Genomic DNA, 25,961 nt, shown 5'->3' with positions numbered 1-25,961 from the left:
CAACAGTGTAACGTATCGCGTTGCGATGATCTGGCTCGCATAACGGGATTCACAAAATGGAACAATTGCCTTCAGCCCCATTCCACTCGGTTGCGCCCGGCATTTTTGGCTCTATATAGCGCCTGATCGGCTCTTTTAAGCACCGAATCGCTGTGCTCCCCGCTTTTGAACGCGGTCATGCCCACAGACACGGTGATCGTGACCGGCTCACCCTTGAAGTGAAACGGGCAGGCCTCGATGGCTGCGCGCAGGGACTCGGCCAGTCTTGCTCCGGCCGCCAGCGGCGTGTCGGGCACCAGCAGGACAAATTCCTCACCGCCAAAGCGGGCGATAAAATCGCTGCCACGCAAACGTCTGCGCAGCACCGAAGCGATGATCTTCAGCACCCGATCACCTGCCAGGTGGCCGTAGTTATCGTTGATGCGCTTGAAGTGATCCAGATCGAGCATGGCCAGCAGCAGACTGTTGCCGTGCCGCTGCCATTGGGCAACTTCCTGTTCGAGACGCTCGGACCAGGCGGCGCGGTTAGGCAGCCCAGTGAGCGGATCGATAAGCGCTTTTTGCCGCTGCTCTTCAAGATTATCCCGGACAACCTGGGCATCCTGCTCCATCAGCGCGACGCGCTCGGCCAGGCTTTTGAGGCGAGCCGACACTTCCTGCTCGCGCTGATCGCGCTGCTTCTGGTGCAGGTCCATCGTGCCAAGCAGGCCTTCGAGGTGGTTCTCCAGCACTTGCTTGAGACCTTCCAGGTCATCAGCTTCCTGCACGCTGCTTTGCAAGCCATCCACCTGCTCGCGAATCTGCGTGTCCATTTCCCGGGAGGCCGACTGGTTATCGGCATGGTCTTCACTGGCTGCCCGTAAACTGCTCTGGAAGGACTCAAGCCGATCATTGAGGCGCTGCAGGTACGCTTCGAATTCATGTTGGCCGGTGTCGGTAATTGCCAGCATGAGCACGGCAAGATCGTCGAGAATTGGCAGTAATTCATACCAGTTCAAGCCATTTTGCAGCCGTTCGCGCATGGCCTCGGCCTGGGGACGATGACGCTCGGGCAGGGTCAGGTCGCCCAGCAGGCCCAACAGGGTGTCTTCTATATGCCTGGCCACCGAACTGTAGGACGGCTCCGGTGAGTCGGGCAGTTCATAATGGTCGTCCTCCGGCTCAGACGCTGCCGGCTCGACCGCGGCCGAGGGTTCGACGGGCTCTTCCGGGAGGGGCAGCGACTCGTCCAGCGCTTGCGGCGGCTCCTCGGGCATCAGCTCATCAGGGTTCCCAAGGGCGGGTACCGGCACCGCCTGTTCCGTGGGAATCGGCGCCGGCTCGGTTGCCTCCTCCTGCTCGGTAGCTTCATCTCGCTCCAGAGTCGGCTCGGCAGCTTCGGATACCGGCGACGGAGAGCGTTCTGGATCGGGATCGACCATTGGCGGAATGAACGCGACCGGTTCAGGCGCTTCATCGACTGTTGCCGCAGGTCCGGCTAACACTGCCGGGGCTGGAACTGGAGTTATGGCAGGCGCAGCGTCAGTCGCTAACTGTGCCGGTGCCGGCGGTGTCGTTTCCAAAACCGTTACCGCGCTGCGCTGGGCAGGTTCGTGCGGCGGAGGCGCCGCTTCTTCCTGGCCGTGGCCACCAAACAACCGTTGCAGCAGGCCGGGACGATTCGGTTCAGTGGGCGCTTCCAGCACACTCAGCGCCTGGCCCTGCAAGCTGCTCAGTTCACTGAGCAGCAAAGGAATCTCCCGAGCCTGGTCCACCCGGTCTTCCAACTGCTTGGAAAACTTTTTCAAGGGCCGGCTGACTTCCTTTGGCAGCGGCAAGGTTTGCAACTGAGCGACCAGGGAAGTCAATGCAGCGCTCACCTGTTCGACTCGAGTCTCGCGACGCTGCTCGGAATCAAGCACAGCTTTTTCCAGGCGGGGCAAAAGAGCGGCGAGGGCGGCATCCATGTCATCGCTGCGCACCACTTCGCGCATTTCTTTCATGCACTGATCGACCGCCCGGTCAGTGCCTTCGGCGGCCAGCGTACTGCGCACCAGGCCGCGACGCAGCAAGTCGAGCCGAGCCGCCCAGCGGCGCTCGAGCTTTTCTTGCTGTTCGATGCTCTTGAAGTACTTCTCTCTCCAGCGTTCGGCTTCGTCGCTCATTCATGGGATCCGCGAGGGGCAGGACTCAGTGCGGGGAATGCATCCGCCGTGAGCGAACCCGGCAGACGAATTTCGACCGCGACAGGCAGGTGGTCGGAAATGGGGTGAGCCAGCACCTCGAACCGTTCGAGGGTCAAGGTGGGGCTCAGCAGAATATGGTCCAGACAGCGCTGGGGGCGCCAGCTGGGGAATGTGGCTTCGAGTTGTGGGGCGAGCAGCCCAAGATCACGCAACGGCGAATTTTGCAGCAAGTCGTTGGCATGGGTATTCATGTCGCCCATCAATACCTGGTGCTTGTAGTCACCAATCAACTCGCGGATGTAGGCCAGTTGCATCGTTCGGGTACGAGCCCCGAGGGCCAGGTGCATCATGACCACGATCAACGCCTCCGGACCTTCGCCAAAGCGCGCCAGGATCGCTCCGCGTCCCTTGGGCCCGGGTAACGGGTGGTCTTCTATCGCCCACGGCCGCAGGCGGCTCAACACACCATTGCTGTGCTGACCCAGGCGCCCGAGGTTGCGATTGAGTTGTTGGTACCAGTAGGGGAAAGCACCCAATTGAGCCAGATGCTCCACCTGATTGACGTAGCCCGATCTCAGGCTCCCACCGTCGGCCTCTTGCAAGGCCACCAGGTCGAAATCTTTCAGCAGGTCGCCGATCTTCTGCAGGTTGACGGCGCGTCCGGTGTGCGGCAGCAGATGTTGCCAGCCACGGGTCAGGTAATGCCGGTAACGCTCTGTGCTGATGCCCACCTGAATATTGAAACTGAGCAGCCGCAGGCAGTTGTCGGCAGGCAGGCCCGTGGAGGCGATATGATGCTCATTGACCCGCGGTTCATGCAGGCCAACGACGCGTTCGGTGCTCCAGCGGGCCATGGTCAGCGCCGCGCTTAGTTAGCGGCGGCCTTGGTTGCCGCTCGTTCTTTGGCAATCAGCTGGTCGGCCAGTTCCAGCGCCTGGTTAGCACCACCGGCCGAACCGATATCAAAGCGGTATTTGCCGTTGACGACCATGGTGGGTACGCCAGTGATCTCGTATTTCTTGGCAAGTTCTTTGGCTTTGTTGATCTGGCCCTTGATGGCGAAGGAGTTGAACGTCGCCAGAAACTTGTCCTTGTCCACACCTTGGGTGGCGAGGAATTCAGCCATTTCTTCAGGATCGGTCAGACGCTTCTTCTCAACCTGGATCTCATTGAACACTGCAGCGTGAACCTTGTGCTCGACGCCCATGGCTTCGAGGGTCAGGAACATCTGGCCGTGGGCGTCCCATGGGCCGCCGAACATGGCCGGAATGCGTACGAAGTTAACGTCCGAAGGCAGTTTCTCGACCCATGGGTTGATGACCGGCTCGAACGCGTAGCAATGCGGGCAGCCGTACCAGAACAGTTCCACCACTTCGATCTTGCCAGGCACGGCCACCGGAACGGGATTGCTCAATTCGACGTAAGGGGCTTTCGATTCCTCGGCGTTGGCTTGGGCGGCCATGCCGAACAGGCTGACAGCGGCGAGCGCGGCGCTGATGATCAGATTACGCATGCTTTACTCCTGGACAATGAGGTGACCTCGCGAGGCGTGTTTTTCAGACAGGCCGTGACGGGTTCAAGTTCGCTAGTGTAACGGTAGCGGCCACAAAAAAGGGCGGCCAAAGCCACCCTTTTGATGTTCGCATCGACAGATTAATCGAGCGTTAACGTTGCAAGAGATGTAAACCCTCACAACGCCCGGCCAACGGTCTTAGTGCAGGCCCTGAATGTAGCTGGCCACCGCCGCGATCTCTTCGTCGCTCAGCTTGCGGGCAATGGTGCGCATCATCGCCTCGCCATCATTGTTACGACCGTCTGCTTCCTTGCGGAAGTCAGTCAGCTGCTTGGCAATGTACTGAGCGTGCTGGCCCCCAAGGTGCGGGAAGCCGGCCGCTGCGTTACCTTTGCCGTCAGGCGAGTGGCAACCGGTGCAAGCTGGAAGCCCCTTTTCCAGGTTGCCTCCGCGAAACAGCGCTTCACCACGTGCGACCAGTTTTGGATCGGCGGCGCCAACGCTGCCCTTCTGGCTGGCGAAATAAGCCGCCATGTCCGCCAGGTCCTGATCGTTCAGGTTGGTCAGCAGGCCGGTCATTTCCAGCACGACACGCTTGCCGTCCTTGATGTCCTTCAACTGCTTGGTCAGGTAACGCTCACCCTGGCCCGCCAGTTTCGGAAAGTTTGGTGCCATGCTGTTGCCATCCGGACCATGGCAGGCCCCACATACGGCGGCTTTCGCCTGGCCGGCGGCGGCATCGCCAGCGGCATGGGCTACGCCGGATATCCCCAATGTCAACAGCAGACTCACGATCAGTTTGTTCATCAGCTAATCCAACTACGGCTAAGGGTTAAAGAGTTATGGACCGGGTTTACTCGCTCATCCACTGGATGATGGCTCGGTAATCCTCGGCACTGCAGTCCATGCACAAACCACGCGGCGGCATCGCCTTGAAACCCTGGGTCACGTGTTGCACCAGCGTCTCCATACCTTTCGCCAACCTCGGCGTCCAAGCTTCCTGATCACCCTTGCGGGGTGCCATGGGGAGTTGGCCGGAATGACAGGCACCACAAACACGGTTGTACACAGCTTCCGGATCCTGTGTAGCCTGAGCGCTGTAAAGCGGCATCAAGACACCGGCAGCTAGCAGCCATTTCGTCATAAAACGACCTTTTCAGGGTTGAGAGCGAGCTGCGTTCTAGTGCGCAATTTCAGTCGGTCGCTCCCGTGAGCTTCATCCTACGCTGGGACAAAGCGCACACAAAATCTGCGGCATTATATACTGGCGTCACTGAAACGGAAACGACACAGCTTGCCGCGTCCATTCCCGACGCCACCCACATCGGAAATCCCATGCAACTGAAGAACCCCATCCTCGGCCTGTGCCAACAGTCCACCTTCATGCTCAGCGCCGCCAAAGTCGATCAATGCCCCGACGATGAAGGCTTTGAAGTGGCTTTCGCCGGGCGTTCCAACGCCGGTAAATCCAGCGCACTGAACACCCTGACCCATGCAAGCCTGGCACGCACCTCGAAAACTCCGGGCCGCACGCAGCTCTTGAACTTCTTCAAGCTAGACGATGAACGCCGTTTGGTCGACCTGCCCGGCTACGGCTACGCGAAAGTACCGATCCCGCTCAAACAACACTGGCAGCGCCATCTGGAAGCCTACCTGGGCAGCCGCGAGAGTTTGAAAGGCTTGATTCTGATGATGGACATCCGCCATCCGATGACCGACTTCGATCTGCTGATGCTCGACTGGGCTGTCGCCAGCGGCATGCCGATGCACATCCTGCTGACCAAGGCAGACAAGCTCACCTACGGCGCAGCCAAGAACACCCTGCTCAAAGTGCAGTCGGAAATCCGCAAGGGATGGGGCGAGACGATCACCATCCAGTTGTTCTCGGCGCCCAAGCGCATGGGCCTGGAAGAGGCCTACACTGTATTGGCCGATTGGATGGAATTGGCAGACAAGGGCAGCGAAGAGGCGGAATAAGCCAAATCGCGGGCAAAAAAAACCCCGGACTTCGTATGGGGAGGGGGAAGTTCGGGGTCCAAGTTCCGGACCGCTAGGGCGGGGTCCAGATATCTGCCAACACTTAACACAACATAGGAGCATTGAAGGGCTTCACCAGCCTTTCAGAAACTCTGAGTAGCAATTCACGGTTTTAGTTCAGATTATTTTTGGAAATAACCTTAGGAATTTTCCGAACTAATGAGGCCAGGATTCGATTTGGCGAGGGGATTTCCCTCGCCACAGGGCCTACCATATCTCCCTGACCCACACAGGTCCCCGCAATTTCAGCAGTTGAGACTCAGTGCGCCTCATCCCAGTTATTGCCCACGCCCACTTCCACCAGGAGCGGCACATCCAGCATGGCGGCGGCGCTCATGTGCTGGCGTATTTCCTCGCGCACCTGATCGACCAGATCCTCGCGCACCTCCAGCACCAATTCGTCGTGGACCTGCAGGATGACCTTGGCATCCAGCCCCGACGCAGTCAGCCAGCGATCCACCGCCACCATGGCTTTCTTGATGATATCTGCCGCTGTGCCCTGCATCGGCGCGTTGATGGCCGTGCGTTCTGCGCCTTTGCGCAAAGCCGGATTTTTCGCGTTGATATCCGGCAGGTACAACCGACGACCGAAAATGGTTTCGACGTAACCTTGCTCGGCTGCCTGGGCACGGGTGCGCTCCATGTAGGCCAGTACGCCTGGGTAGCGGGCAAAGTAGCGGTCGATGTAAGCCTGGGACTGCTTGCGATCCACGCCGATCTGCTTGGCCAGACCGAAAGCACTCATGCCGTAGATCAGGCCGAAGTTGATCGCCTTGGCGCTGCGGCGCTGGTCATGAGTGACGGCGTCCAGCTCAACGCCGAAAACCTCGGCGGCGGTGGCCCGGTGCACATCCAGATTATTGCGGAAGGCGTGGAGCAGGCCTTCATCCTTGGCTAGGTGCGCCATGATCCGCAGTTCGATCTGCGAGTAGTCCGCCGCCAGCAGCTTGTAGCCTTTCGGCGCAACGAATGCTTGACGAATCCTGCGGCCTTCGGCGGTGCGAATCGGAATGTTCTGCAGGTTGGGGTCGATCGAGGACAGTCGTCCGGTAGCGGCGACGGCTTGCTGATAATTGGTATGGACGCGGCCCGTACGGCTGTTGATCTGCTCCGGCAGGCGGTCGGTGTAGGTGCTCTTGAGCTTGCTCAGCGAGCGGTACTGCATCAATACCTTGGGCAGCGGATAATCCTGCTCGGCCAGCTCGGCCAGCACCGCTTCGGCGGTAGACGCCTGGCCCTTGGCGGTTTTGCTGAGCACCGGTAAGCCAAGTTTTTCGTAGAGGATCACCCCCAGTTGCTTGGGTGAACCCAGGTTGAATTCCTCCCCGGCGATGGCAAATGCCTCGCGTTCCAGAGCCACCAGCTTCTCGCCCAACTCAACGCTCTGCACCCCCAGCAGGTTGGCATCGACCAGCGCACCCTGGCGCTCAATGCGTGCCAGGACCGGCATCAGCGGCATTTCGATTTCGTTGAGCACCTTGCCCAAGCTTGGCGTGGCAGCCAGTTTTTCCTGCAGGGCCTGGTGCAGGCGGAAAGTCACGTCCGCATCTTCGGCGGCGTAAGGGCCGGCCAGTTCCAGGGCAATCTGGTCAAAGGTCAGCTGTTTGACGCCTTTGCCGGCGATGTCCTGGATATCGGTCTTGCTTTGTCCCAGGTACTTGAGCGCCAGGCTGTCCATGTCGTGACGGGTTGCTGTGGAGTCCAGTACGTAGGACTCAAGCATGGTGTCGAAGGCAATGCCTTGCACAAGAATGCCGTGGTTTTGATCACCACCGATGGCGCAGTTGGCCAGGATGTTGGTTTCGAATTTGGCATGCTGGCCGACCTTGAGCTTGTTCGGGTTCTCCAGCAATGGCTTGAGCGCCTTGAGTACCGTGTCGCGATCCAGTTGCTCCGGCACGCCCATGTAGGAATGGGTCAAGGGAACGTAGGCCGCCTCAAAGGGCGCGACGGCAAACGACAACCCTACGAGTTGCGCATGCTGGGCGTCGTTACCATTGGTTTCGGTGACGAAAGCAAACAGCGGCGCCTGTTCAAGCTTGGCGAGCCAGGCGTCGAAACGTGCCTGGTCGAGAATGATCTCGTACTTGGCCTCAGCGGCGCCGGGTTGTTCGTCGGCAGCTTCGACGATCTCCTGACCGGCACGCTTGGCATCGCGCTGGTTTTCTTCGAACCAGCTCTTGAACTCCAGCAGGGTATACAGCTCGGCGAGTTTCTCGTGATCCGGCTGGCCCATTTGCAGGTCGTCGAGACCGACATCCAACGGCACGTCGGTCTTGATGGTCGCCAGTTCGTAGGAGAGGAGGGCCATTTCCTTGTGTTCTTCGAGTTTGGCGGCCAGGGTCTTGGCGCCACGAATCGGCAAGGTGGCGACGATGTCCAGTTGCGCATACAGCTCGGTCAGGCCGCCATTGACGCCCACCAGCAGGCCCGAGGCGGTCTTCGGACCGATGCCCGGAACACCGGGAATGTTGTCGGAAGAATCGCCCATCAGTGCCAGATAATCGATGATCTGCTCCGGAGCGACGCCAAACTTCTCCTTCACGCCAGCCACGTCCAGGGCGCTACCGGTCATGGTGTTGACCAAGGTAATGTGCCCGTCGACCAGTTGCGCCATGTCTTTGTCGCCGGTGGAGATCACCACCGGACGGTCGGCTGCGGCGCTGCTGCGGGCCAGGGTGCCGATCACGTCATCGGCTTCGACGTTGTCCACGCACAGCAGCGGGAAGCCCAGGGCCTTGACGCTGGCATGCAGCGGCTCAATCTGCACGCGCATGTCGTCGGGCATGCTGGGGCGGTTGGCCTTGTATTCGGCGTACAGCTCATCGCGAAAGGTCCCACCCTTGGCATCGAACACCACGGCGAACGGGCTGTCCGGATACTGCTTGCGCAGGCTCTTGAGCATGTTCAGCACGCCCTTGACCGCGCCTGTCGGCAGGCCTTTGGAGGTGGTCAACGGTGGTAGCGCGTGAAAGGCGCGATAAAGATAAGAAGAACCGTCCACCAGGACGAGGGGGGCTTGGCTCATGAGCAGGATCAACCTTTTCGGCGGGTCCGGGGCTAGAATAGCGGGACCGTTGACGACAAAGGGACAAGGTTATCATGCGTACACTAAATCGCCTGTTACTGGCTGGCTTGTTTGCAATCACCCCGCTGGCCGTCATGGCGGCGGACGACGCCCCCTCGGCGGACCCGGATGTCACCATCCGCACCGAAGGCGATAGAACCATTCAGGAGTACCGGCAAAACGGCTTTTTGTACGCGATCAAGGTCACGCCCAAAAACGGCAAGCCTTATTTCCTGGTCCGTGCCGATGGCAGCGACGGGAATTTCATCCGCTCGGATCAACCGGATATGCTGATTCCATCGTGGAAAATCTTTGAGTGGTAATACCGCTCTCGACTTCAACCGGCGCTCACTGATGGGCGCCCGTACTGGCAGTTTTTAACCATGTCTGTGTTCACTCCCCTGGCTCGGCCCGAGCTGGAAACCTTTCTCGCCCCGTATGGGCTTGGCCGCCTGCTTGATTTCCAGGGGATCGCCGCCGGCAGCGAAAACACCAATTTTTTTATCAGCCTGGAGCAGGGTGAATTTGTCCTGACCCTGGTGGAACGCGGCCCGGTGCAGGAAATGCCGTTCTTCATCGAGCTGTTGGATGTGCTGCATGACGCCGACCTGCCGGTGCCTTACGCCTTGCGTACCACCGACGGCGTTGCGCTGCGAGAGCTGGCCGGCAAGCCGGCGCTGCTGCAACCGCGCCTGGCCGGCAAGCACATCAAGCAGGCCAACGCACAGCATTGCGCCCAGGTAGGGGAGTTACTGGCCCATCTGCACCTGGCGACCAAGGACAACATGATCAAGCGCAAGACTGATCGCGGCCTGGACTGGATGCAGGAGGAGGGCGCGAAGCTGTTGTCGCACCTGGATACCGAACCCCGCCGGTTGCTGGAGGCTGCGCTGGATGAAATCGCCCAACAGAAGGTAAAAATTCTGGCGCTGCCCCGGGCCAACATCCACGCGGACCTGTTCCGCGACAATGCGATGTTCGAGGGCACACACCTGACCGGGCTGATCGACTTCTATAACGCCTGCTCCGGGCCAATGCTGTATGACGTTGCCATCGCCCTGAACGACTGGTGTTCGGATGACAACGGTGTGCTCGATGGCCCACGGACGCGGGCCTTGTTGGGGGCTTATGCGGCGCTGCGCCCATTCACCGCTGCCGAGGCCGAGTCATGGCCGACGATGCTGCGCGTGGCATGCGTGCGCTTCTGGCTGTCGCGGTTGATCGCCGCCGAGTCTTTTGCCGGGCAGGATGTACTGATCCACGATCCGATGGAGTTTCAGCAGCGCCTGGCGCAGCGGCAGACGGTCAGTGCGATGTTGCCGTTCGCCCTCTGACGCAACTGAATGCCTCTGTGGCGAGGGAGCTTGCTCCCGCTGGGGTGCGCAGCAGCCCTAAGATTTTGCGGTCGCTGCGCAACCGAGCGGGAGCAAGCTCCCTCGCCACAGGGTTTGCGCTCGGCAGTTATAGCGACTCCAGGCACCCCGCCAGATCATTCCCCAACTTCTCCAGCAACTGCTCATACCCTTGCGCCGTCGCAGGGGTATAGCCGCCCAGCGCATCCAGCTCCGCCAATTTCACCGGCAACCCGGCCACCAGGGTTTCGGCCAGGCGCGGGCGCAGGGGCGGTTCGCTGAAGACGCACGTCTTGCCCACGGCCTGCAAGCGATTGCGCATCGCCGCCACGTGTTGGGCGCCGGGCTGGACTTCGGTGGCCACGGCAAAAACTCCGGCGTGCTTGAGGCCGTAGTGGTCTTCGAAATAGTCGAACGCTTCGTGGAACACGAAATACGGCTTGCCCGCGACGCCGGCCAGACGGGTCTTCAAACGCGCATCCAGCGCATCGAGACGCTGGTTGAAACCCTTGAGGTTGCTTTGATAGCGGCTGGCATTGGCCGGATCGGCCGCGCTCAGGTCGGCAGCCATCTTGGCGGCAATCACCCGGGCATTGGTTGGCGAGAGCCACAGATGGGCATCGATGGTGCCGGGGCGATGGTCGTGATCATGCTCATCGGCGTCATGCTCATCTTCGGCGTGGGAATGACTGTCCTGGGCGAAGTGACGCAACTTGAGCCCCGGCACGTCCTGCACCGCGACGGACGGCAACGTACGACCGTTCAGCACGCGCGGCAGGAAACTTTCCATGTCGGGGCCAATCCAGTAGAGCAAATCCACCGACTGCACCTTCCGTACGTCGGAAGGCCGCAGGGCGTAATGGTGAGGTGAAGCGCCGGGCGGCAGCAGGACCTCAGGAACCGCCACGCCGTCCTGCACCGCGGCGGCAATCAGTTGCAATGGCTTGATGCTGGTAAGCACTTTGACTTCGGCCTGGGCCGGGCCGATCAGCAGAAAACTGGCGACAAAAGCTACAAAGATCGAAAAATTTCGGGACACGATGACCACTCGGAGAGGCGAGAACGGGTAACATAATAACGTCTCTCACTAAAATCGTCGCTGCCCATGCCTATTACGCCCCTTGCCAGTCGTCCCCATGACCATTCTCACTGCGTGCACACCGCGCTGTCCGAGGCCGACGCCATCTGCGCGCGCCAAGGGTTGCGCCTGACCGCTTTGCGTCGACGCGTGCTGGAGCTGGTCTGGCAAAGCCACAAGCCGCTGGGCGCCTACGACATACTCGCGGTGCTCAGTGAGCAGGACGGCCGCCGCGCCGCGCCGCCCACGGTTTATCGGGCGCTGGATTTCCTGCTGGAAAACGGCCTGGTGCATCGCATCTCGTCGTTGAATGCCTTCGTTGGCTGCAATCATCCGGAACACGCGCACCAGGGCCAGTTCCTGATCTGTCGCGAATGCCACGCAGCCATCGAGCTGGAGCAGAAGTCCATCAGCGATGCCATCGTTGCCAGCGCCAAAGAAGTGGGTTTCGTGGTTGATACCCAGACCGTCGAAGTGGTCGGGCTCTGCTCCGGTTGCCAGGGGGCCTGATGAGCAATGCGTTGATCCGTCTCGAGCACGTAGGCGTGACGTTCGCCGGCCAGAGCGTGCTGGATAATATTCACCTGAGCGTCGAGCCGGGGCAGATCGTCACCCTGATCGGCCCCAACGGCGCCGGCAAGACGACCCTGGTGCGTGCCGTGCTGGGGTTGCTCAAACCCGACAGCGGCAGCGTCTGGCGCAAGCCGAAGCTGCGGGTCGGTTACATGCCGCAAAAGCTTCATGTCGACCCGACGCTGCCCCTGTCGGTCCTGCGCTTCTTGCGCCTGGTGCCTGGCGTGGATCGCGCACGGGCCCTGGCGGCGCTCAACGAAGTCGGTGCCGAACAGGTGATCGACAGTCCGGTACAAAGTGTTTCCGGCGGTGAAATGCAGCGCGTGTTGCTGGCTCGCGCGCTGCTGCGCGAACCCGAGTTGCTGGTGCTCGACGAGCCCGTACAAGGGGTCGACGTGGCCGGTCAGGCCGAGCTGTACAGCCTGATCACCCGCCTGCGCGACCGTCACCGCTGCGGCGTGCTGATGGTTTCCCATGACCTTCACCTGGTCATGAGCACCACTGACCAGGTGGTCTGCCTCAATCGCCACGTCTGCTGTTCCGGGCATCCCGAGCAGGTCAGCGGCGATCCGGCATTCGTCGAACTGTTCGGAAAGAACGCACAAAGCCTGGCGATTTATCACCACCATCACGATCACGCCCATGACCTGCATGGTTCGGTGGTCAGCGACTCGTCTGTTACTACCCATGTTCATGGAGATGGCTGCAAGCATGGCTGATTTTCTGTTGTACGCCCTGCTCGCAGGCCTGGCCCTCGCGATGGTGGCCGGCCCCCTGGGCTCGTTCGTGGTCTGGCGGCGCATGGCCTATTTCGGCGATACCTTGTCCCACGCGGCCTTGCTGGGCGTGGCCCTGGGCTTTTTGCTGGACGTCAGCCCCGCAGTAGCGGTGACCGTCGGCTGCCTGTTGCTGGCGGTGCTGCTGGTGACGCTGCAACAGCGTCAACCGCTGGCGTCCGACACGCTGCTGGGCATTCTGGCGCCCAGCACCCTGTCTCTCGGGCTGGTGGTACTAAGCTTCATGCATGACGTGCGGATTGATCTGATGGCCTACCTGTTTGGTGATCTGCTTGCCATCAGCCCCATGGATCTTTCGTGGATCCTGGGTGGCAGCGCGGCCGTCCTGCTGCTGCTGGTAGCGCTCTGGCGCCCGTTGCTGGCGGTTACGGTGCATGAGGAACTGGCGCGGGTCGAAGGCTTGCCCGTGGTGGGTTTGCGGCTGGCGTTGATGCTGTTGATTGCGGTGGTCATTGCCGTGGCGATGAAAATCGTCGGTGTATTGCTGATTACTTCTTTGCTGATTATCCCGGCAGCCGCAGCACAGCGGCACGCCCGCTCCCCGGAGCAGATGGCCCTGGGCGCCAGCCTGCTGGGCATGCTCGCAGTATGCGGCGGGCTGGCGCTATCGTGGTTCAAGGACACCCCGGCCGGGCCGTCGATTGTGGTCAGCGCCGCCGCGCTATTTCTGCTGAGTTTTGTCCTGCCCCGCCGAGGGGTGTAGACTTGCTCGCTTTTTGCGCAAATAGAGAGTCGCAGGAATGAAGCCGTTCGCCTCCCGTTATCTGCTCCTTGTCGCATTTTCCCTGCTGCTGGGCGCCTGCCAGAGTTCGCCGCCAGTCGCCGAAGCCCCCGACACCCGGGGCCCGGCCCTCGCGCAGTTTGAACAAAGTCTGGCCGGCAATGAGCTGGCCACTGCTGAAGACCAACTGGCCGCCTTGCAGGCCCAGTCGCCGGAAGACCCGGCGCTGGAACCCTACCAACGGCAACTGGCCGAGGCGTATCTGCGCCGCAGCCAAATTGACCTGCAAAAAGGCGATGTAAACGCCGCCGCCACCGCCCTGAGCCGAGCCCGAGCCTTGATGCCCAAGGCGCCAGCGCTCTCCGGTGAGGTCAACAGCGCCATTGCCGAGGCCCGCAAGGTCGAGCTGGAAAAAGCCGAGGCCGCCCTCAAGGCCGCCGAAGCCAAACCGGTCGCCAAAGTGATCGACCCGAGTGCTGAAAGCACGACAGTTGCGCTGAATATCGGCGATATACAGAAAATGCGTCGACAACTGGATGCCATTGCCGCCGACGTGGTGAATTTTCAATGTGACGTCAGCATCCAGGCGCCGCGCACCGACGATTATCCGTGGTTGGCGACTTTGCTGACCAAGCGGGTCCAGAAACTGGACCCGGGGTTTGATTTGAAACTGCAGAAGCAGATTCTGCGCAACGTACCGGCGCAAATGGTGCTGACACCGCGCAATCCCTAAAAAGCATCGCGAGCAGGCTCGCTCCCACATGAGGTTTTGTGATCGACACAAAACCACTGTGGGAGCGAGCCTGCTCGCGATTGCGTCCTACCAACAAAAGCTCTGTCAGCCGCCCATCAAGCCGGAATCGCCTTGGCCTTAGGCTCCCGCGCCCACACCCGATGTTGGGCAATAGCGTCGAAGAATGCCGGGAACTGGCTGGCATCCGCGTCGGGAATCAGCCCCGCATCCGCCTCCAGCTTCAATAGCACCAGCAATTGCCGGGCCTCGCCGTTGAGCGCGATGGCTTTCAGGTGCTTGTAGGCTTCCAGTACGTAATGCAACGCCACGCCGTCCGCACTCAAGGCTTTGATCGATTCAGCGCCACCTGGGACGAACACCGCGTCAAAGGCAATGGACGGCATACCTTCCATGGACGCATCCACCGGCAGTTTTTGCCCAGCGGCTGTGGTGACGGGGGCGGAGGTCGGCCCCAGCACTTTGGCGTGAGCACCCTTGGCTTCCAAGGCTTGCTTGAGCGCATCGATAATCGCCCCATCGACACCGTTGGCCACCAGCACAGCCACCTTGCGGGTCTTGATGTCCCCGGACAGCAGGTTCGCCTGACTCAAGGCGGGGGATTGTTCCAACGAAGGTTTCGGTACGTCCACGGTGCAGGCGGTCGGTGCTGGCAGCCCGAGGTTTATTGCCACCCGCTCGGCCAACTTCAGATCAATGTTGGCGAGGATTTCATTGACCTGTCGTGCCCGAATGAACTCCCGCTCCACCTTGCCCAGTTCGAAACTGTAGGCGGCGATGATGTGTTCCTGCTCGTGGGGGCTCATGCTGTTGTAGAACAGCCGCGCTTGGGAAAAGTGATCGCCAAACGACTCGCTGCGTTGACGAATCTTGTGGGCATCGATGCGCTCTGGATAACTTTCGAAGCCGCCGTCCTGCGGGCCGGGCGGGGTTTCCTTCGGCCAGCCGCCATCGATGGAGTTCGGCTCGTAGGAAGCGCGGCCCTTGTCGATGGTGGTGCGGTGCATGGCGTCACGCTGGCCGTTGTGCACCGGGGTAATCGCCCGGTTGATCGGCAGCTCATGAAAATTCGGCCCACCGAGTCGGCTGATTTGCGTATCGGTGTAGGAAAACAGCCGGCCTTGCAGCAGCGGATCATTGGTGAAGTCGATGCCCGGCACGATATGCCCAGGGCAGAACGCGACTTGCTCGACCTCGGCAAAGAAGTTATACGGGTTGCGGTTCAATACCATCTTGCCCAGGGGCGTGATAGGAACGAGCTCTTCGGGAATGAGCTTGGTGGGGTCGAGGAGGTCGAAGTCGAACTTATGCTCGTCTTCCTCGGGGACAATTTGTACGCCAAATTCCCATTCCGGGTAGTCCCCCATCTCGATAGATTCCCAAAGATCGCGACGGTGGTAGTCGGTATCTTTACCGGCGAGCTTCTGCGCTTCGTCCCACACCAGCGAACAGGTGCCGACTGTGGGGCGCCAGTGGAATTTGACGAAGCTGCTCCGGCCCTCGGCGTTGATCATCCGGAAGGTGTGTACGCCGAAACCCTGCATGGACCGCAGGCTCTTGGGAATGGCCCTGTCAGACATGGCCCAAATCACCATATGGGCCGACTCCGGCACCAGCGAGACAAAATCCCAGAAGGTGTCGTGGGCCGAACCGCCCGTGGGAATTTCATTATGGGGTTCGGGTTTCACCGCATGGACGAAGTCTGGAAACTTCACCGCATCCTGGATGAAAAACACCGGCATGTTGTTGCCCACCAGGTCGAAGTTGCCTTCGTCGGTAAAGAACTTCACCGCAAAGCCCCGCACATCTCGCACGGTGTCGCCGGATCCTCGTGGACCTTGCACCGTGGAAAAACGCACGAATACCGGCGTTTTTTTGCTCGGATCCTGTAGGAAACCAGCCTTGGTCAGCGCCGAATGCGCTTCATAACTCTGAAAGTAGCCATGGGCACCGGTGCCGCGAGCATGGACAATGCGCTCCGGGATGCGCTCATGGTCAAAGTGCGTGATCTTCTCACGCATGATGAAGTCTTCCAGCAATGAAGGCCCGCGCGCCCCGACCCGGAGGGTGTTCTGGTTGTCGGCAATCTTCACGCCCTGATTGGTGCGCAGCGCCTGCTCGGTGGCGTCGGAGCGAAACTGTTCCAGGCTTTCAAGCTTGGCGTTGGTGTTGCCGCGATCCAGCGTGTCGGTCCCGGCCAGTTGGCTTTCGGTGCCGGTGGGCTTGTTGGTACTCATCAGACATAACTCCTCGTTGCGATCCCCGCCGTGGCCAGGACTCTTGAGTTCGATGCCGCAGGCACGGTACCCGGGCATTTTCGAGTTGCTTAGTGAGTGACCGATACCGGTTCGCCGCGTTCCTTTTTTATGTCCTTTGATCGCCTTATTGCCAAATGGCTGGTTCAATCGCAAATAAATGCTAAGAACCTCTATACGGACAGGCTAAAATGCGCGCCCGGCTAACCGCTGATCCTTTTCCAACGCGCCCCACAAGGTTCGCTACGTGATCGAGTTTCAAAACGTCCATAAAACCTACCGGGTCGCCGGTAGGGATATCCCCGCCCTGCACCCGACCAGTCTGACGATTGAGAACGGTCAGGTCTTCGGCCTGATTGGCCATTCCGGTGCGGGGAAAAGTACCCTGTTGCGCCTGATCAATCGCCTGGAAGACTCCAGCGGCGGCAAGATCATCGTCGACGGCGAGGAAGTCACTGCCCTGGACGCCGGCGGCTTGCGGCGTTTCCGACAGCAGGTCGGGATGATTTTCCAGCACTTCAATTTGCTGGCGTCCAAGACCGTGGCCGACAACGTGGCGCTGCCACTGACGCTGGCGGGTGAATTGTCCCGCAGCGAAATCGACCAGCGCGTCGCCGAATTGCTGGCGCGGGTGGGCTTGTCCGACCACGCCAAAAAATACCCGGCGCAGTTGTCCGGTGGCCAGAAGCAGCGCGTCGGCATCGCCCGCGCCCTGGCGACCAAGCCCAAGATCCTGCTGTGCGACGAAGCCACCAGCGCCCTCGACCCGCAAACCACCGCCTCGGTGCTGCAACTGCTGGCGGAAATCAACCGCGAGCTGAAGCTGACCATCGTGCTGATCACCCATGAAATGGACGTGATCCGCCGCGTCTGCGATGAAGTGGCGGTGATGGACGCCGGTGTGATCGTCGAGCAGGGGCCCGTGGCCGAGGTGTTCTTGCACCCCAAGCACCCGACCACCAAGCGTTTCGTCCAGGAAGACGAGCAGATCGACGAAAGCGAACAGCGCGACGACTTCGCCCACGTACCGGGGCGCATCGTGCGTCTGACGTTCCAAGGCGAAGCGACCTACGCGCCATTGCTCGGCACCGTCGCCCGGGAAACCGGCGTGGACTACAGCATTCTGGCCGGTCGTATCGACCGCATCAAAGACACCCCCTACGGGCAACTGACCCTCGCCGTCACCGGCGGTGACATGGAGGCGGCATTCGCCCGCTTCACCGCGGCTGACGTCCACATGGAGGTGCTGCGCTGATGGAACTGTTGAATTCATTCTTCGCCAACATCGATTGGCTGGAAATCTGGCTGGCGACCGGCGACACCCTGCTGATGCTCTTTGGCTCGCTGCTTTTCACCGTGCTACTCGGCCTGCCGCTGGGCGTGTTGTTATTCCTCTGCAGCCCGCGCCAGTTGCTCGAAGCCCGCGGCGTTTATGCGCTGCTGTCGCTGATCGTCAACATCTTGCGCTCGCTGCCGTTCATCATCCTGTTGATCGTGATGATTCCGTTCACGGTATTGATCACCGGCACATCCCTGGGCGTGGCCGGCGCAATCCCGCCACTGGTGGTCGGCGCAACACCGTTCTTCGCCCGCTTGGTGGAAACCGCCTTGCGCGAAGTCGATCGCGGCATCATCGAAGCGACCCAGGCCATGGGCGCGACCACGCGGCAGATCATCGTCAACGCCTTGCTGCCGGAAGCCCGTCCAGGCATTTTTGCCGCGATTACGGTGACAGCGATTACGCTGGTGTCCTACACGGCCATGGCCGGTGTGGTCGGTGCCGGTGGTTTGGGTGACCTGGCGATCCGTTTCGGTTACCAGCGCTTCCAGACCGATGTGATGGTGGTCACGGTGGTGTTGCTGCTGGTGCTGGTCCAGGTCCTGCAAACCGTGGGCGACAAACTGGTTGTGCATTTCTCTAGAAAGTAAGGCCTCGCGGCCAATAAACCATGAGCCGGCCATTCGCTGGCAGGCGCCAAGAGCGGGCGCCCCACAAGGAGTTAGCTGAATGAAAAAACTACTGGTTGCCTTCGCTGCCGCCGCAGCATTTTCCGCCCACGCCGCCGAGACCCTGACCGTCGCGGCGACACCGGTGCCGCACGCGGAAATCCTCGAATTCGTCAAACCGGCCCTGGCCAAAGAAGGCGTCGACCTCAAGGTCAAAGTCTTCACCGACTACATCCAGCCGAACGTACAGGTCGCGGAAAAGCGCCTGGACGCCAACTTCTTCCAGCACCAGCCGTACCTGGATGAGTTCAACAAAGCCAAGGGCACCCACCTGGTGAGTGTGACCGGCGTGCACCTGGAACCTTTGGGCGCGTACTCCAGCAAGTTCAAGACACTGGCAGAAGTGCCAGGCGGTGCCAACGTGGTCATCCCTAACGACGCCACCAACGGCGGCCGTGCGCTGTTGCTGCTGGCGAAGCACGGGGTGATCACGCTGAAGGATTCCAACAACATCCTGTCGACGACCAAGGACATTGTTGAGAACCCGAAGGATTTGAAGTTCCGTGAGCTGGAAGCCGCGACCATTCCACGGGTGCTGACTCAGGTAGATCTGGCGTTGATCAATACCAACTATGCGTTGGAGGCCAAGCTTGATCCGTCCAAGGATGCGTTGGTGATTGAAGGGAACGACTCGCCGTATGTGAACATCCTGGTGGCTCGTGAGGATGATAAGGACAGTGAGGCGATGAAGAAGCTGGTGGCGGCGTTGCATACGCCGGAAGTGAAGGCTTTTATTCTTGAGAAGTACAAAGGGGCGGTTTTGCCGGCGTTTTGAGCTGATCAGGTGGTGAAAAAACGGGGCTGCGTGGGAATGCAGGCCCGTTTTTTTGCTCGGAAATACGGCGTTACGGAAAGGCCCTCAAGATCATGGGCATTCATCAAACTTGATTGACATAGTGTTTGTTCCGCAATAATAATTGTCCCCAACGCATGAGGGTTTAACTCTCGTGCCTACCTTCCGAGGCCCGCTTGAGAGAAATCTCTGCGGGCTTTCGTGTTTCTATGACAAGGAGTCCGGTCACTATGACGCATTACGTCGCGTACCTGGATGAGTTCGGGCACGTCGGCCAGTACGTCTCACGCCACCATCCAAGGTACAAAACGCATCCCGCTTTCGGGTTTGCTGGGCTGATCCTTCCAGCTACCGAAATCCGCGAGTTCGCAATCTATTTCTACAAGCTAAAATGCCACCTCCTTGCGTTCGACCTTGCCAACGATAACCCCAAGAATCTGCCCGCCTATCAGTGGGAAAAGAAGGGCTCTCAGCTATACGCCCTCCGCAACGTCACCAAATATGAGCAACTCCGGCGCTCCACGTTCCGTCTCCTGAGCCACATTGAGAAAATCGGCGGTCACGTGTTCTACACAGGAGAGCACAAGACCACTGATCCTGGTGCCCATGACTCCACCGAGACGTTCAAACGGCAGCTTCTGCAGGCCGTGCGCAAAATAGACCGATTCTGCGTACAGAGCGGCTCAACCTTCATGTTGATGCTCGATGAACAACGCTGCGGTAACGAATGGCGGGAAACCAACGTGGAGGTCTGCACGCTGGCCATGTTCGAGGATGCCTCGCAAAAATGCAGGGCACTCATTGAGCCGCCAATTCAGGCCGAAAGCCATCTGTTCCAAACCATCCAGTGCGCCGACTGGATCTGCGGCCTTATCGGGCGCCTGAAGGCCTTGTTGGTTGCCCCTGATGAATATTCGGAGCTGGAACCATTCGACAAATATTTTTCTGATCGTATCGCCAAAGTCACAATGCCAAGCAGCGGCCTGGAACATCAGAAGACCGCTGAGGTACCCGCCGAGCAGGCCGGAGAGACTATGCCCGATGCAGCTGGTGCCCTCGCAGGCGACTAATGTCCCTCATGTAAGGCCCATAGAGCGTTAGTAAAGCAAACCCGACACAAGATGTCGGGTTTGCTTTTCGGGAGGATATTTACCTGCTATCGCGGATCGACGTTATCCAACACCCGATTCGTTAGCAATGAACTCAATTCGATCAATTGCTGGATGCCGAGAAGGATATGACGGCGCGGTCCTTCCAGGTCAAAGGCCAGGCTGCCGCCAGGGTTTCGCTGAGGTTGGCGAGGAGGGATTCGTTGTCGGCGTTTTTTGCGACGGTGAAGAGTTGGTCCGGTTGGGACGCATCTTCGGACTTTTCCGGTTTGGGTAGCAGGTAGTAATCCAAGGTGCGTTTGGCGGCTTCGTCGTGTTTTTTGCCCTTGGATTTGCTGCGCGAGGCGGTATGGTCTGTTTCAGGCGGATTCGGTGTAGGTTTGAACATGTACTAAGTCCTGTAAGTGAAGCCGTAACCCTCTAGCTACTAAACAAGGGGTGGCAGCTGTACGCAGGTTAGCGGGAGCTACGCAGCCTTTTTCAGAAATCACTTGCTCCCCAACCCCTATCAGCATTTGCCCATTGTTCAGACCGAATGAACCCTAGGATCTGCTTCATTGTTCTACAACCCTCATGATAAATTCCCCGCCGCGACCTCTAATGAATAGAGGGCATTCAGGGAGTGAAGTGAGTGATCAAGTCTTTGTTGGTTGGGACATTGCTGGCAATGGCATCAGCATCGGCATCTGCGATGAGTTGCGATAACCCTAGAAACGCCTATGACAGGACATATTGCGCGTCGCTGAAAATGGTTCAGTCGGATCAGGAAATCAACGAGCAATACAAGAAGACGATGAGTGCTCTGAACCCGGAGCAAAAGAAAAAAGTGAAAGCCGCTCAAATCCAGTGGATCAAAATCCGTGACAACGCCTGTTCCAACGATGGCCTGCTCTACCTGGACTGTGCCAATGAGAAGACAGAGGCGCGTATCGTCATACTCAAGGCTGTCGAGCGCGAGTGCCGTGCTGCCGGTTGCGACGACGCTAAGCTGTCGCGAGTCGAGTAACCCGTAAACAATGAGCACGTCGGGCTTGCTCGTGCTCTTTCAAGATTACGCTCCATCCCTTTTGCACCCGTGACTCACTTGCAGGTCGGAATACCCAGGAAAACCCGACCTAAAGCGTCGGGTTTTTCTTTGGCGGGTTTACCCACTATCGCGGCTCAACGCCACGCTCGACCATGGCACGCCATGTCTGCACGCTGGGACGTTCCTGCATCCTGGCATGCCATGCGCGCAATGCGACACATTCTTCAGGAACGGTGAGCTGCACCAGCGAGGCGAAGATCATGCCGCCCAGCACCGCAATATCGGCCATCGAGAACTTGTCACCCGCTACAAAAGGCCGGTCTTTGAGCAGGTTGTCGAAATAGCGCATGCCTCTGATCGCCTTGTCGCCCATTCGGCCGCCCCATTCTGCATTCTGGTACAGCTCGACCTTTGGGCCCAGGCCCGGCGTTGCATGGTGGAAGTACATGCTGACCGCATCGAGAAACTCGATCTCGGCGCGCTTGGTCATCATGTGGATGAGGCCTTTTTCAACAGGTGTTTCGCCCGTCAGCGTCGGTTCGCCGACCAGGCTATCCAGGTATTGGGTAATCGCCGTGCACTCGGCAATCAGCGTCCCATCGCTCAGCTCCAGCACGGGCAGTGTCCCGGAGTAATTGAGGGCCAGGAACTCGGGTTGCTTATGTTCGCCGCTCCAGAGATTCACCGACACGAATTCGATTTTCGAGAGCAATCCCTTCTCCGCCAGCGCTATGCGCACTCGGGCGGGGTAAGGGCCGTTGAACCAATCGTAAATTTTCATCGTAGGAACGGTGTAAACATCAGCGCTCTGTTGGGAAGAAGTCATGATTCGGTTACCTGCCTGTCAATTGGTAGGTAAAAGATTGAGCTGGAGATCGGGCGCTGTCAACCCCCTACCTGACAATTGGCAGGTAAGCAAATCCGGGCGTAGAATCGCGATGACATGAGTGAATCGAATTTCGAAACGAGGCCACAACGTGAACGAAAATGCTCGAGAAGCCATCTTGGCGGCAGCGAAATCCGCTGCACAACTGCACGGTTACAATGGGATAAATTTCCGTAACATTGCCGAAGAGGTGGGCATCAAGAACGCCAGCATTTATTACCACTTCCCGAGCAAGGCCGGCCTGGCCGCGGCGGTTGCTGAACGCTACTGGCAGGACACGCGGCGGGTGCTTGAAGGGATCCGGGCCGCCAATACTGATCCTAAGGAGTGCGTGCAGCTGTACGCCGCCATTTTTCGAACTTCGCTTCAGGACGGCAACAAGCTTTGTCTGTCCAGCTTCATGGCAGCCGAATACGAAGACCTTCCCGATGAGGTGTTGCGAGAGATCAGGACCTTTGTGGACGGTAACGTAACGTGGCTTGCCCAGGTATTGGCAGATGCCGGAACTGGCAGCACGCAAGAATGTGAACGCCGAGCCCTCGCTATTTACACCGCTGTGGCGGGTGCTCAGTTAATCGCGCGAACTCGGGCGGATGTGAGCCTGTTCGATGATTTGATATCGAGCTATCAGGAGGCGGGATTGCTGCCTGCCTGATCCGGTAAAGCAGACGATGCGATTTGTCTGTAGGAATGGTTGGCGCTGCTTCGCAGCCCAGCGGGAGCAAGCTCCCTCGCCACGGGGTTCGGTTTAATCGGGATATCGGGACTGTGGGTGTAATTCAGTTGTTCGCCTTACTGGCAGGGTGCCACAATCGCTCTCTTTCAGTTGCGTCACGATCAGGTGGATCACATGGATTGCCCAGGATCTCGGAATGACCAGGCTTTCTTCATAGCCGAGCAGGTGCGAACTGACCGGCTGCAGCAACTGTTTCGCCAATCGGTTTCTGCGGTGTTCGGTAGCTACCTCGCGGCCATCATGCTGTGTTGGCTGTGCTGGAATCGGTTTGAGCACAGCGTCATCTTTTGGTGGTTGGCCATCTTGACTGGCTCGACGCTGTTGCGCATTTCGTTGTTCGTTGCCTATGTTCGCAGCGACGAAAGCGAGCGCACCCCCCAACGCTGGGAGCGCAAATACTGGATCACACTGGTATTGTCCGCCAGCATCTGGGGAGGAGGTGCATTAGCGGTCATGCCGGCGGACGATCTGTTGTCCCAGGCATTGGTCATGCTTTTTACTGTCGGCATGTCCGTCAGCGCGGTGTCCTGCTACTCCGCCTACCGTGATATGACTCTCGTCTCCATTGGCCTGGTGCTGTTGCCGTGTACCGCCTGGCTGCTGTTTCAACCGTCGCCGATTCAAGTGGGCATCGCACTCTCGATTTTGGTGTTCGCAGCATTTGCCGCCCGTGCTACACACAAAATGTCCCAGGCACTGGAAACCGCTTTTCGACTCACCCGCGAAATGGAACAGGCCAACAGCATTTCAACTCGCGCAGCCCAAACCGATGAACTGACCGGCCTGAAGAGCCGTCGGGCTTTTTTCGAGCATGCCCAACAGCTCTACGACGAATGCAAGGCCAAGCGGGTAGGGTTGTGCGCCGTCATGCTGGACATGGATCACTTCAAGCACATCAACGACACCTACGGCCATCAGGTGGGGGATCAGGTTCTGCGCCAGATGGGGGCGGTCATCAGTTCGTCGTTTCGGGGAACGGATATTCATGGCCGGCTAGGCGGGGAAGAGTTCGCCATCCTGCTTCCGGACACTTCCATCGAAGTCGCTACCCAGATTGCAGAACAGCTCATCGATACGATTGCGGGTTTGATGATCGAGCCTGTTCACTGCATATCAGCCAGCCTCGGCGTCGCGTCGACGGAGGCTTGTAATAAGGACCTTCACAGCCTGATGAACGATGCGGACAAAGCTCTGTATCGAGCAAAGGCGTTGGGGCGTAATCAGGTTGCTGTTGCTTAGAAGAAGGCCGTTTCGGCGGTATAAACTTGCACCGGAGATTGAACAGTTGAAAAAAACAGCATTAATCGGATTTATCTTTTCCTCCCTAGCAGGGTGTACCTTCACCTCCGTTGACAAGGTGGGTCCAGGCGAATATATGCTTACCAACAGTGGGAGTGTCTTCAATTCAAGGGAAGGCATGTTGGAAGATATAAATCAGAAAGCCAAAAAGCTGTGTAACGGAAAGCCGTACCGCCTGGAAGGTAATTCGGACACTCTTACGCTCGTCAGCATGCCGACTCAGATTGGTCCCACTCCAACCACCTTCCTCGCTCTGAAAGCAATTTGCTCAGATGACAGCCTCTCCAGATAACCACGGGCGACTAAACACGAGCATTGATGAGCAATGGCGGGAAGACGGAATAACTCGGGGCAAGCACACAAGTGAGCGGCCTCCGGCGTGGTCGCCGAGGTCTGCTCCGACCTGGCGACTTCCTCGACGCGCGTCTCGCGCTGGATGATCGAGGTGCGACGCTGGTTGACGAAATCTACCGCCACCCTTTCCAGGGCTTTCCTCGCTGCGCTCGACGTCTACTTGGAGCATCTGCAACGCCGTCGGAAAGGGTTTGATCAGAAGCGTCCCTGACGACATTGCCACGCAGGAGCGTGGGAATGATCGAGAAACCCACCATTCTGCTGGTGAAGCCCCTCTCTTCGAAGGCCTGCAATTGCGCTGGCCCTGCTGATACTCCCTAGCACCTCCTTCCCCTTGAATCACTTCGCCCACACGCTCTGTCGACACGGCGGCGCTTAAAAATAAATTTCCTTTCGGATCAACTGGTTAATTCAAATTCGGCAAATTTTCAAAAATTTATCTTGCGCGCAAACTATTTGTCCGTTAACTTTATCTCAACTGGTTAGCGCACAAACATTTAGCGCAAACCAAATCGGTCAAACCAATCAGCAAGCGAGGAAACACCATGAACGTTCTCTATACCGCAGTCGCAACCTCCACCGGTGGCCGTGATGGCCGTGCTGTTTCCAGCGACAAGATTCTCGACGTGAAACTGGCCACACCAAAAGCCCTGGGCGGCGCCGGTGGTGAAGCCACCAACCCTGAGCAGTTGTTCGCCGCCGGTTACTCGGCCTGCTTTATCGGCGCATTGAAGTTTGTCGCCAGCCAAAGCAAACGCAGCATCCCTGCTGACGCCTCGATCACGGCACACGTCGGCATCGGCCAGATCCCTGGCGGTTTCGGTCTGGACATTGACCTGCACATCAATCTGCCGGGTCTGGATCAAGCCGATGCTCAAGCGCTGGTCGACGCGGCTCACCAGGTCTGCCCGTACTCCAACGCGACACGCGGCAACGTCGACGTCCGTTTGCACGTCACCGTCTAACTCACTTCATCTACGAATAAAAAGGATCAGGACATGAACACTTTCAACAAAAAGCTCGTTGGCTCGCTTCTCGCACTGGCGCTCGGCAATGCATTCGCAACTTCTTTTGTTCAACCTACGGTCGCTGAGGGTGGTTCGGATCGGCTGATCGATAAACGTGTCGCTGAAGGCGGTTCGGATCGGCTGATCGATAAACGTGTCGCTGAAGGCGGTTCGGATCGGCTGATCGAAAAACGTGTCGCTGAAGGTGGTTCGGATCGACTGATCGAAAAACGTGTCGCCGAAGGTGGTTCGGATCGACTGATCGAAAAACGTGTCGCTGAAGGCGGTTCGGATCGGCTGATCGAAAAACGTGTCGCCGAAGGTGGCTCGGACCGGCTGATTGATAAACGTGTAGCCGAAGGTGGCTCGGATCGCTTGATCGAAAACCGGGTAGGCTGAACAAACCCTTCAACGCTCCGAAAACGGGTCAAATC

At 58.9% G+C, this 25,961-nt stretch carries 25 protein-coding genes and 1 pseudogene; 16 read left to right on the top strand and 10 right to left on the bottom strand.

From position 1 onward, the window contains the following. Positions 1–71 precede the first annotated feature (71 nt). The 5 genes from QOM08_RS00200 to QOM08_RS00180 all read right to left on the bottom strand — a co-directional run bounded on the left by QOM08_RS00200 (position 72) and on the right by QOM08_RS00180 (position 4,822). Positions 72–2,144, bottom strand: coding sequence for a diguanylate cyclase (locus QOM08_RS00200; protein WP_316912405.1), 2,073 nt, complete (start codon positions 2,142–2,144; stop codon positions 72–74). Continuing rightward, positions 2,141–3,019, bottom strand: coding sequence for an endonuclease/exonuclease/phosphatase family protein (locus tag QOM08_RS00195; protein ID WP_047229789.1), 879 nt, complete (start codon positions 3,017–3,019; stop codon positions 2,141–2,143). Before QOM08_RS00195 ends, QOM08_RS00200 begins: the two co-directional genes overlap by 4 nt. Positions 3,020–3,033: 14 nt before the next feature. Then, positions 3,034–3,678, bottom strand: coding sequence for a thiol:disulfide interchange protein DsbA/DsbL (locus QOM08_RS00190; protein WP_047229788.1), 645 nt, complete (start codon positions 3,676–3,678; stop codon positions 3,034–3,036). Between the two features lie 198 nt (positions 3,679–3,876). Then, positions 3,877–4,485, bottom strand: coding sequence for a c-type cytochrome (locus QOM08_RS00185; RefSeq protein WP_047229787.1), 609 nt, complete (start codon positions 4,483–4,485; stop codon positions 3,877–3,879). 46 nt (positions 4,486–4,531) lie between these two features. Beyond that, a complete protein-coding gene (locus QOM08_RS00180; protein ID WP_003196231.1) occupies positions 4,532–4,822 on the bottom strand; it encodes a c-type cytochrome in 291 nt (96 codons plus the stop codon). A gap of 191 nt (positions 4,823–5,013) precedes the next feature. Between QOM08_RS00180 and yihA the strand changes: the two genes are divergently transcribed. After that, positions 5,014–5,655, top strand: a complete 642-nt coding sequence (gene yihA, locus QOM08_RS00175) for a ribosome biogenesis GTP-binding protein YihA/YsxC (protein WP_047229786.1) — start codon at positions 5,014–5,016, stop codon at positions 5,653–5,655. A 319-nt stretch (positions 5,656–5,974) separates the two neighbouring features. Here yihA and polA read toward each other — a convergent pair whose 3' ends face one another. Further along, positions 5,975–8,743, bottom strand: a complete 2,769-nt coding sequence (gene polA / locus QOM08_RS00170; RefSeq protein ID WP_316912404.1) for a DNA polymerase I — start codon at positions 8,741–8,743, stop codon at positions 5,975–5,977. A gap of 74 nt (positions 8,744–8,817) precedes the next feature. Here polA and QOM08_RS00165 point away from each other — a divergent pair, with 74 nt between their 5' ends. Together QOM08_RS00165 and QOM08_RS00160 are read left to right on the top strand one after the other, a co-directional pair. After that, positions 8,818–9,105: a DUF2782 domain-containing protein gene (locus tag QOM08_RS00165; protein WP_047229784.1), complete on the top strand. Its 288-nt coding sequence runs from the start codon at positions 8,818–8,820 to the stop codon at positions 9,103–9,105. A gap of 60 nt (positions 9,106–9,165) precedes the next feature. Then, positions 9,166–10,116 (top strand): homoserine kinase, encoded by a 951-nt coding sequence (locus tag QOM08_RS00160; RefSeq protein WP_274090625.1) that lies wholly within the window; start codon positions 9,166–9,168, stop codon positions 10,114–10,116. Between the two features lie 127 nt (positions 10,117–10,243). Here the strand turns inward: QOM08_RS00160 and znuA are convergent, their stop codons facing one another. Next, the gene (gene znuA / locus QOM08_RS00155) at positions 10,244–11,173 is read right to left on the bottom strand and encodes a zinc ABC transporter substrate-binding protein ZnuA (protein ID WP_107323309.1); all 930 of its coding nucleotides are present in this window, start codon (positions 11,171–11,173) and stop codon (positions 10,244–10,246) included. Positions 11,174–11,239: 66 nt separating this feature from the next. Between znuA and zur the strand changes: the two genes are divergently transcribed. The 4 genes from zur to QOM08_RS00135 are packed head-to-tail and all read left to right on the top strand — an operon-like array spanning position 11,240 to position 14,036. After that, positions 11,240–11,722, top strand: a complete 483-nt coding sequence (gene zur, locus QOM08_RS00150) for a zinc uptake transcriptional repressor Zur (RefSeq protein WP_047229782.1) — start codon at positions 11,240–11,242, stop codon at positions 11,720–11,722. Continuing rightward, positions 11,722–12,504 carry a zinc ABC transporter ATP-binding protein ZnuC gene (znuC, locus tag QOM08_RS00145; RefSeq protein WP_047229781.1) on the top strand — a complete coding sequence of 261 codons (783 nt, stop codon included), beginning with the start codon at positions 11,722–11,724 and terminating at the stop codon, positions 12,502–12,504. Before zur ends, znuC begins: the two co-directional genes overlap by 1 nt. Beyond that, on the top strand, positions 12,497–13,285 hold the full coding sequence (gene znuB / locus QOM08_RS00140) for a zinc ABC transporter permease subunit ZnuB (RefSeq protein ID WP_047229780.1): 789 nt from the start codon (positions 12,497–12,499) through the stop codon (positions 13,283–13,285). The genes znuC and znuB overlap by 8 nt, the downstream gene beginning before the upstream one ends. Before the next feature lie 37 nt (positions 13,286–13,322). Then, positions 13,323–14,036, top strand: a complete 714-nt coding sequence (locus QOM08_RS00135) for a PA5502 family lipoprotein (RefSeq protein ID WP_139048715.1) — start codon at positions 13,323–13,325, stop codon at positions 14,034–14,036. 116 nt (positions 14,037–14,152) lie between these two features. On the opposite strand, the gene katE is transcribed toward QOM08_RS00135, so the two are convergent. Next, positions 14,153–16,291, bottom strand: a complete 2,139-nt coding sequence (gene katE, locus QOM08_RS00130) for a catalase HPII (protein ID WP_316912403.1) — start codon at positions 16,289–16,291, stop codon at positions 14,153–14,155. Positions 16,292–16,556: 265 nt separating this feature from the next. Here katE and QOM08_RS00125 point away from each other — a divergent pair, with 265 nt between their 5' ends. The 4 genes from QOM08_RS00125 to QOM08_RS00110 all read left to right on the top strand — a co-directional run bounded on the left by QOM08_RS00125 (position 16,557) and on the right by QOM08_RS00110 (position 20,179). Further along, the gene (locus tag QOM08_RS00125; protein WP_047229777.1) at positions 16,557–17,564 is read left to right on the top strand and encodes a methionine ABC transporter ATP-binding protein; all 1,008 of its coding nucleotides are present in this window, start codon (positions 16,557–16,559) and stop codon (positions 17,562–17,564) included. Next, entirely contained in the window at positions 17,564–18,238 is a 675-nt protein-coding gene (locus QOM08_RS00120) for a methionine ABC transporter permease (protein WP_047229776.1), read from the top strand. Before QOM08_RS00125 ends, QOM08_RS00120 begins: the two co-directional genes overlap by 1 nt. A gap of 79 nt (positions 18,239–18,317) precedes the next feature. Then, positions 18,318–19,091: a MetQ/NlpA family ABC transporter substrate-binding protein gene (locus tag QOM08_RS00115; protein WP_316912402.1), complete on the top strand. Its 774-nt coding sequence runs from the start codon at positions 18,318–18,320 to the stop codon at positions 19,089–19,091. A gap of 248 nt (positions 19,092–19,339) precedes the next feature. After that, a complete protein-coding gene (locus tag QOM08_RS00110; protein ID WP_316912401.1) occupies positions 19,340–20,179 on the top strand; it encodes a DUF3800 domain-containing protein in 840 nt (279 codons plus the stop codon). 86 nt (positions 20,180–20,265) lie between these two features. On the opposite strand, the pseudogene QOM08_RS00105 reads toward QOM08_RS00110, so the two are convergent. After that, positions 20,266–20,606: pseudogene (locus QOM08_RS00105) on the bottom strand (DUF6124 family protein). Positions 20,607–20,849: 243 nt separating this feature from the next. Between QOM08_RS00105 and QOM08_RS00100 the strand changes: the two are divergent. Next, the gene (locus tag QOM08_RS00100; RefSeq protein WP_139048710.1) at positions 20,850–21,224 is read left to right on the top strand and encodes a lysozyme inhibitor LprI family protein; all 375 of its coding nucleotides are present in this window, start codon (positions 20,850–20,852) and stop codon (positions 21,222–21,224) included. A gap of 145 nt (positions 21,225–21,369) precedes the next feature. Here the strand turns inward: QOM08_RS00100 and QOM08_RS00095 are convergent, their stop codons facing one another. After that, complete coding sequence (locus QOM08_RS00095; RefSeq protein ID WP_410479117.1) at positions 21,370–22,071, bottom strand: glutathione S-transferase; 702 nt, start codon at positions 22,069–22,071, stop codon at positions 21,370–21,372. Between the two features lie 151 nt (positions 22,072–22,222). Here QOM08_RS00095 and QOM08_RS00090 point away from each other — a divergent pair, with 151 nt between their 5' ends. The 4 genes from QOM08_RS00090 to QOM08_RS00075 all read left to right on the top strand — a co-directional run bounded on the left by QOM08_RS00090 (position 22,223) and on the right by QOM08_RS00075 (position 25,926). Next, positions 22,223–22,786 (top strand): TetR/AcrR family transcriptional regulator, encoded by a 564-nt coding sequence (locus tag QOM08_RS00090; RefSeq protein WP_316912400.1) that lies wholly within the window; start codon positions 22,223–22,225, stop codon positions 22,784–22,786. A 195-nt stretch (positions 22,787–22,981) separates the two neighbouring features. Next, positions 22,982–24,106 carry a diguanylate cyclase gene (locus tag QOM08_RS00085; RefSeq protein ID WP_316912399.1) on the top strand — a complete coding sequence of 375 codons (1,125 nt, stop codon included), beginning with the start codon at positions 22,982–22,984 and terminating at the stop codon, positions 24,104–24,106. A 959-nt stretch (positions 24,107–25,065) separates the two neighbouring features. Then, positions 25,066–25,485: an organic hydroperoxide resistance protein gene (locus tag QOM08_RS00080; RefSeq protein ID WP_003196182.1), complete on the top strand. Its 420-nt coding sequence runs from the start codon at positions 25,066–25,068 to the stop codon at positions 25,483–25,485. A gap of 33 nt (positions 25,486–25,518) precedes the next feature. After that, a complete protein-coding gene (locus QOM08_RS00075) occupies positions 25,519–25,926 on the top strand; it encodes a phage infection protein (RefSeq protein ID WP_316912398.1) in 408 nt (135 codons plus the stop codon). Positions 25,927–25,961: the final 35 nt, after the last annotated feature.

Source organism: Pseudomonas sp. P105, assembly GCF_032614175.1.
GTDB lineage: Bacteria > Pseudomonadota > Gammaproteobacteria > Pseudomonadales > Pseudomonadaceae > Aquipseudomonas > Aquipseudomonas rhizophila.
Note: the sequence above shows the minus strand (reverse complement) of the source record. Positions and strands in the feature narration are given on the sequence as shown.

Coding starts and splice junctions, on each gene's coding strand:
- QOM08_RS00200 (WP_316912405.1), bottom strand. CDS start 2,144: ATGAGCGACGAAGCCGAACGCTGGAGAGAGAAGTACTTCAAGAGCATC.
- QOM08_RS00195 (WP_047229789.1), bottom strand. CDS start 3,019: ATGGCCCGCTGGAGCACCGAACGCGTCGTTGGCCTGCATGAACCGCGG.
- QOM08_RS00190 (WP_047229788.1), bottom strand. CDS start 3,678: ATGCGTAATCTGATCATCAGCGCCGCGCTCGCCGCTGTCAGCCTGTTC.
- QOM08_RS00185 (WP_047229787.1), bottom strand. CDS start 4,485: ATGAACAAACTGATCGTGAGTCTGCTGTTGACATTGGGGATATCCGGC.
- QOM08_RS00180 (WP_003196231.1), bottom strand. CDS start 4,822: ATGACGAAATGGCTGCTAGCTGCCGGTGTCTTGATGCCGCTTTACAGC.
- yihA (WP_047229786.1), top strand. CDS start 5,014: ATGCAACTGAAGAACCCCATCCTCGGCCTGTGCCAACAGTCCACCTTC.
- polA (WP_316912404.1), bottom strand. CDS start 8,743: ATGAGCCAAGCCCCCCTCGTCCTGGTGGACGGTTCTTCTTATCTTTAT.
- QOM08_RS00165 (WP_047229784.1), top strand. CDS start 8,818: ATGCGTACACTAAATCGCCTGTTACTGGCTGGCTTGTTTGCAATCACC.
- QOM08_RS00160 (WP_274090625.1), top strand. CDS start 9,166: ATGTCTGTGTTCACTCCCCTGGCTCGGCCCGAGCTGGAAACCTTTCTC.
- zur (WP_047229782.1), top strand. CDS start 11,240: ATGCCTATTACGCCCCTTGCCAGTCGTCCCCATGACCATTCTCACTGC.
- znuC (WP_047229781.1), top strand. CDS start 11,722: ATGAGCAATGCGTTGATCCGTCTCGAGCACGTAGGCGTGACGTTCGCC.
- znuB (WP_047229780.1), top strand. CDS start 12,497: ATGGCTGATTTTCTGTTGTACGCCCTGCTCGCAGGCCTGGCCCTCGCG.
- QOM08_RS00135 (WP_139048715.1), top strand. CDS start 13,323: ATGAAGCCGTTCGCCTCCCGTTATCTGCTCCTTGTCGCATTTTCCCTG.
- katE (WP_316912403.1), bottom strand. CDS start 16,291: ATGAGTACCAACAAGCCCACCGGCACCGAAAGCCAACTGGCCGGGACC.
- QOM08_RS00120 (WP_047229776.1), top strand. CDS start 17,564: ATGGAACTGTTGAATTCATTCTTCGCCAACATCGATTGGCTGGAAATC.
- QOM08_RS00115 (WP_316912402.1), top strand. CDS start 18,318: ATGAAAAAACTACTGGTTGCCTTCGCTGCCGCCGCAGCATTTTCCGCC.
- QOM08_RS00110 (WP_316912401.1), top strand. CDS start 19,340: ATGACGCATTACGTCGCGTACCTGGATGAGTTCGGGCACGTCGGCCAG.
- QOM08_RS00095 (WP_410479117.1), bottom strand. CDS start 22,071: ATGACTTCTTCCCAACAGAGCGCTGATGTTTACACCGTTCCTACGATG.
- QOM08_RS00085 (WP_316912399.1), top strand. CDS start 22,982: ATGGATTGCCCAGGATCTCGGAATGACCAGGCTTTCTTCATAGCCGAG.
- QOM08_RS00080 (WP_003196182.1), top strand. CDS start 25,066: ATGAACGTTCTCTATACCGCAGTCGCAACCTCCACCGGTGGCCGTGAT.
- QOM08_RS00075 (WP_316912398.1), top strand. CDS start 25,519: ATGAACACTTTCAACAAAAAGCTCGTTGGCTCGCTTCTCGCACTGGCG.